Below are 6,525 nucleotides of genomic sequence, written 5' to 3' on the forward strand. Positions count from 1 at the left end.
GAAATGAAATATATAATTATGCATGAGCTTTGCCATTATAAAAGAAGAGATATCTTAGTAACATGGCTAACATCGATAGTAAAAGCTATTCATTGGTTTAATCCAATAATTTATCTTGGATTTAATATAATGAGGAGTGATTGTGAAGCTGCTTGTGATGAAATGGTATTGACTAAACTAGGTAAAGAAGAAAATTTAAACTATGGAAATACAATAATTAATGTACTTCAGTTAATTCATTCTAAAAATCCTATACCAGGTACAACATCAATGGTAACAGACAAAAAGAGACTTAAGGATAGAATAAAAAATATAGCTGAAAATAAGAAGTTTGGATATGGAACTATAATAGCTGGAATAGTGGTAATTTCTGTTTTAGCTATAGTAGTATTAACAACTAGGTTAAAATCGGAAAATTTAAATTTAGTTGATAGTTCTAAAATAAGTGATGTTACTATAAAGGTTATGTCATCTCCACCTAGAGGTAAAAATATATATAATAAAGAGGATGTTATTAAGATTGTAGATTATATTAATTCAATTAAAGTAAAAGATGAAAAACAGAAAGTATATAAGGGGTGGGAGATTAATATTAAGCTAACTGGAGAGGAAAATTATGATATTAGTTTTATAGATAACTATATTAACATTAATGGCATTCAATATACTACAAGCAATAAAGCAATTGATAAAATTAGAATTTTATATGATAGTATGAATTATGAAGAAAGAGATATAGTATCTAATGAAGTAATTGAGAACGGAAGTTTAAATTTTCATTCTTTAGTTAAGCAATTAATGGATAAGAATATAGAAATTAAGTTAATTGAAGAAAAATCATTATCAACTAAGGATAATGGATATTCAGCTGATTTTTATACTATAAAAGCAAATAATGAAGAAGTAAAAATATATGATTATATTGATTCAAAAGCAGCTATAAGTGAAATAGGCATATTTAATGGTGATGATTATAGTGAAATTAATTATGCTAGTGAGTATATTTTAATAGATATAGAAGAGTTGAAGTCAGCTGAAAATGTATATTTTAAGGATAGTATTATATGCTTGTATAATGGTGACTCAGGTGAAATAAAAGATTCATTAGCCAAGATTTTAGGAGAGCCACTAGTTAAGCAAAGTAGAGATGCTTTAAGAATTTCAGATCTTGATATAACTTTAACTTATCCATCACAATGGCTTGGAGCCTTAGAGCCAGTTGATTTAATTTTAGGAGATGAATCCTACAAAATTGATTCTAGAAAAGTGAAATTAAATAAGAATGTTTGTGAGCTTAAATTAAATAGAGAAACTATATGGCAGGAATTAAGAGAGTTTGATGGAGAGTATGTTAATATAAAGTGGTCAGATAAATTAGCAGAAGGTAATAATAAAACTTTTTTAACTGAAATTAGAAGAAGTGATTTCAAAAGAGTAACTCATATAAGGGGAGGCTATATAGATGCAGCTTTAGTGCATCCAGTTATAGAAACAACTTCTAAAGATAAAGCATATATAGGAAAAATGATATACGAAGAATATATTAATATACAGAGTACAGATTGGATTTTTAACCTTGTTAATGGAATTAATAAAGAGCCAGAACCTTCTTTAACAGATTATAAGATAACAAGATGTGATTTACATTCAGAAGGTGAAAATATATTTACAGTAACAGTGTCATATGATATAAAGACTGCAAATGAAAATAGTCCTTGGTATGCTGGTAATGGAGTAATATCAGAAGATGGCTGGATTAAAGATAAGTTTCACTTTGTAGATATAGAGAAGATTGGTGAAAATAAATACAGGATGATAACTGCTTATACTGGATAAAAACTATATGTATTTTATATGTTTAAGGGGATAAATCTTCAGTAAATATATTATAAAGTTAAATAAAAGGATATTTATAAAGAAAGTTATAAGTGATAATTTTCTCAATGTAGATATCCTTTTTTAGCGTGATATTAATGAATTGCGCATTAAAAAATACCGTATATTCTTTTGAATAATACAGTACTTTTAGCAATTTAATATTTAATTTTACCTTCGTAATAGTTTAATATTAGTTGATATCTTCTTTTTTAATATCTTTATATTTTCTTTCAAGTATTACTTCTACAAAATAACCTACAAATCCAAACAAAGAAACTAATAAATATGCAGTTCTTTTATCTGTAGCTATTGACTCCCCTGTTAAATTATCAAATCCAACAGTATTAATCATAGATGCTGTTGTGTTAAAAATCAGTATAATTCCTACGAAAAATAACATTAAAAATATAAACCTACGAACCATTGACCCAAATTTAAAATCCAATTCCTTCATAACTTAACACTCCTAAATTCATAAGTCTTTATACACAATATAATACAATTACGAATTAATTATAACATATTTTTACAATACCGTACTATTCAATTTTCAAAGAACATTTTTATTACTTAATTCGCAATAATTTCAATAAGCTTAACAATAAGCATTGAAATTCAGCCCGTCTGAATTTCATCATTTAGTAGCCTTGTATCCACAAAATTAGATTATTCCAGGAGTATTTTACATATTATGCGTAAGCCGACTTGAAGTTTACGACATAGAAAGGTCGCAATATTTCACTTATTTCTATATAATTCTAAATTTAATCAAAACTCCGAAAGGAGTTTTTTCCTTTAGTAGCCTTGTATCCACAAAATTAGATTATTCAAGGAGTCTTTTACATATTACGCGTAAGCCGACTTGGAGTTTACGACATAGAAAGGACGTAATAATTTACATATTTCTGCACAATTTAAAATTCAATTAAAACTCCGAAAGGAGTTTTTTCCTTTAGTAGCAAGGTATCCAGAAGATAAAATAATTCAAGGAGTATATAACATATTGTGCGTAGGTCGACTTGGAGTTTACGACGGAGACAGAGCACAATATGTTATATACTCCTGTGTATTTTATGACATTTAAGATTTTTTTAAGGAATTTTAATCTTTATTATTAAGATATTTTACCTAAAATATAAATAAAGATTGAGAGTATGATAAACTTATCTTATGAAAATTATAAATGATTATATTAGAAATTATTTATATATAAGATTTTGGAGGGAAATGAAAATATGAGTAATGAAAGAATTTTAATAGTTGATGATGAAAAGGAAATAAGAGATTTAGTAGATATATATTTAAAAGGTGAAGGGTATGAAACTTTAAAAGCTGAAAATGGGGAAGAGGCTTTAAATTTATTAGAAAAAGAAAAGGTTGATTTAATTATTTTAGATATAATGATGCCTAAGGTTAATGGAATAGAGGCGTGTCTAAAAATTAGAGAAGAAAGAGAAATGCCAATTATTATGTTATCAGCAAAGTCTGAGGATATGGATAAGATACTAGGGCTTAATACTGGTGCAGATGATTATTTAACTAAGCCTTTTAATCCTTTAGAGCTGGTAGCAAGAGTCAAGTCTCAGCTTAGAAGATATAAGAAATTTAATAAGACTTCTAATGAGGAAAATGCTCTTAGTACTTTTGAAAATACATTAGAAGTTGAAGATATTACTATAAACTTAGAAACTCATGAAGTTTTTAAAGATGGAGAAGAAATTAAATTAACTCCAACAGAGTTTGATATATTAGTTTTGCTTGCTGAAAATAGAGGCAAGGTGTTTAGTATAGAAAATATTTATAATAGTGTTTGGAAACAGGAGTTTATGCAATCTGACAATACCGTAATGGTTCATATTAGGAAGGTAAGAGAAAAGATTGAGGAGGATCCTAGAAAACCTAAGTATATAAAAACTGTATGGGGGGTTGGCTATAAAATTGATAGGTAGAAAGAACAAAAAAGATAAAAATAATAATGAGAAAAACACAGAAAATATAAAAAAAGAAAAGGTAGGTCTAGTTACTAGATTTAGAAACCTTTTAAAGAGGATATTTTATAGATTTTATAATTCTAGATTAGGAGAAACTATTAAGGGGTTATGTGAGTGGCTATATAAGAATATAGAAAAAAGTATTAGATTTGAGCTTATGGTTGTATTTGCTATTTGTTTTGTTTCAGCCTTTTTCTTCTATGGTTTTGCTAATAATATGCTAGCTAAAAATAGAACTATAACAAATATAGAATATGATATTGGATCCATTCAATCAACAGCAAATAATATTGCAAGGGATTTGAGTAATAATGAAAGTATTGATGGATTAAGTGATAAAGCTACTATCGATAGTTATTTAGAAAATTATAACTATAGTAAAGCTAAAATTTATATTACAGATTTAGATGGTAAGATATTATATAAAGTAAATGGTGACTTTCAAGAAAAATTAGATATTTATGCTGTAATAGATAAAAGCAATACTGCAACAAATGAAGGTGATGAGAAGGTATTCTTATATCCTGTAAATCTCGGAGGGGATAGAGCTTATCTAATTTATTATGAAACTCCAACTCCATATATATCTAATGAATATTATGTAGATGAAAATTCATTCTTAGCACTAGTACTTTCAGTAATCCTATTTATTTCTATATTTATTATTATTACAAATAGAAAAATGAAGTATATAGAGGAAATTGCATCAGGAGTTAGAATTATTTCTAGTGGAGACTTATCATATAGAGTTGAGGAAAAGGGTAAGGATGAAATTAAGAATTTAGCAGAGAACATTAATAACATGGCTTCAGAAATTCAAAATAGAATAGAAGCAGAAAGAAGATCAGAGCAGACTAAAAGCGAGCTTATTACTAATGTGTCACATGATTTAAGAACACCTTTAACTTCAGTTATGGGCTATATTGGGCTTATAAAAGAAGGCAAATATGAAAATGATGAAATGATGAAGGAATATTTAAATATTTCCTTTAATAAAGCAACTCAGCTTAAGGAATTAATTGAAGACTTATTTGAATATAATAAATTAAATGCAAGAGGTATAGTATTAGAAAGAACTAAGGTAAATATAGTTGAATTCTTATCTCAAATAATTGAAGAATATATCCCAGTCTTTGAAGAGAATGAGCTTGAGGTTGTAAAGAAATTTGTAGATGAAAAGGCTATTGTAGACATTGATGCAGGTAAAATGGTAAGAGTATTTGAAAATTTATTCTCAAATGCAATAAAATACTCATTTAAGCCAGGAAGAGTAGTAGTTTCTGCATATGAAAATAATGGTTATGCTAATATTGTAATAAAAAATAATGGTGAAAATATACCTAAAGAAAAAGTTGAAAGATTATTTGATAGATTTTATAGAGTAGATGAGGCTAGAAATTCAGATACTAAGGGAAGTGGATTAGGGCTAGCTATATCTAAAAATATAGTTGAGCTACATGAAGGTAAGATTTGGGCTGAATGTGTTGAAAATGAAGTTAGCTTCTTTATCAAATTAAAAACAATCAAATAATAAATAATATTCATAGATATAAGTAACCTTTAGGAAAATAATTTATAAAATGATAAAGAGATTATTTTTCTTGGAGGAAAAATGCAAAATAAAAATCCTAATAGTAGATTTGGAATCGACATAAATGAATATACTCAAAATGTTAATTTTGAAACTTTAGCAAAGACTATAGATTTTCTATATGTTAGATCTTCAGGATCAGGTTCAGGAAGGTTTAGAGTAGATAGAAAGTTCTTAGAGTATGCAAAAGCAGCAAGAAATTATGGAATACCAGTTGGAGCATATCATTATGCTATACCTTCTTATGATTTAACTACAGCTGATTCACAATGTAATGATTTTATCAACATATTGCAAGAAGGATTTGGTAATAGAAACTATGGGGACTTATTTCCAGTATTAGATGTAGAAGAACCTATAGATAATAAGATAAGTACAAAGGCATTAATAGACTGGATACTAAGGTTTAAAAAGTGCTTTGAGAGTAAAACAAGAAGAAGACTTATGTTATATACAGGAGCGTTTTTCATCGAACTATATAATGATTTTAAGTTACCTAATGGAACTCAACCTTTAAAGAGCATGCCTTTATGGATTGCCATGTACACAGATGTAGAGATAAATCCTGATTACCCTCCAAATTTAGGGGGATGGACTAGATGGAGAATATGGCAATATACAGATAAGCAAGTTGTGCCAGGAATAGGAAATCCAGTTGATGCAAACTGGGGTCCGGATAGTGTAGATCTTTTAATGCAACCAAGGCAGGTTAGGAATTTTAATGCTTCTAAGAGTAATGGTATGTTAAGAGCAACATGGAGTAGAAATACAGATGTAGATTTACTAGGATATAATCTATTTGTGAATGGAAATTGGATTGGAACTGTTAATAAGGATGATACAAGTTTCCAAATTCCATTAAGACAATTACCAGTTAGCACTAATGTTCCAGTAACTGTATCAATAGAAGCTTTTGATAATGATGGTGAAACTTCTCAAGTTAGAAGTAGAGTAGTAGTATAGAGAGAATATTAGGGCTGCTTTAAAGGTAGCACCTTATTACTAAAAATAAATTGTTTTTTTAAAACTCCGAAAGGAGTTTTTTTCTTTACCTCTTATCTCTTC

Annotated in this window: 5 protein-coding genes; 4 read left to right on the forward strand and 1 reads right to left on the reverse strand. The window is 27.8% G+C overall.

What is annotated here, in order from left to right:
- On the forward strand, positions 1-1,836 hold a 1,836-nt coding region (locus E6248_RS11435; RefSeq protein ID WP_316340931.1), incomplete at its 5' end, for a M56 family metallopeptidase.
- A gap of 232 nt (positions 1,837-2,068) precedes the next feature.
- Here E6248_RS11435 and E6248_RS11440 read toward each other — a convergent pair.
- A complete protein-coding gene (locus tag E6248_RS11440) occupies positions 2,069-2,332 on the reverse strand; it encodes a hypothetical protein (protein WP_316340932.1) in 264 nt (87 codons plus the stop codon).
- Between the two features lie 781 nt (positions 2,333-3,113).
- On the opposite strand from E6248_RS11440, the gene E6248_RS11445 reads away from it, so the two are divergent.
- The 3 genes from E6248_RS11445 to E6248_RS11455 all read left to right on the forward strand — a co-directional run bounded on the left by E6248_RS11445 (position 3,114) and on the right by E6248_RS11455 (position 6,423).
- Positions 3,114-3,827 carry a response regulator transcription factor gene (locus E6248_RS11445; protein ID WP_316340933.1) on the forward strand — a complete coding sequence of 238 codons (714 nt, stop codon included), beginning with the start codon at positions 3,114-3,116 and terminating at the stop codon, positions 3,825-3,827.
- The gene (locus E6248_RS11450; protein ID WP_316340934.1) at positions 3,805-5,400 is read left to right on the forward strand and encodes an ATP-binding protein; all 1,596 of its coding nucleotides are present in this window, start codon (positions 3,805-3,807) and stop codon (positions 5,398-5,400) included. Before E6248_RS11445 ends, E6248_RS11450 begins: the two co-directional genes overlap by 23 nt.
- 81 nt (positions 5,401-5,481) lie before the next feature.
- Entirely contained in the window at positions 5,482-6,423 is a 942-nt protein-coding gene (locus tag E6248_RS11455) for a glycoside hydrolase family 25 protein (protein WP_316340935.1), read from the forward strand.
- Positions 6,424-6,525 lie beyond the last annotated feature (102 nt).

This window comes from Clostridium sp., from assembly GCF_032552055.1.
Classification (GTDB): Bacteria; Bacillota; Clostridia; order Clostridiales; family Clostridiaceae; genus Clostridium.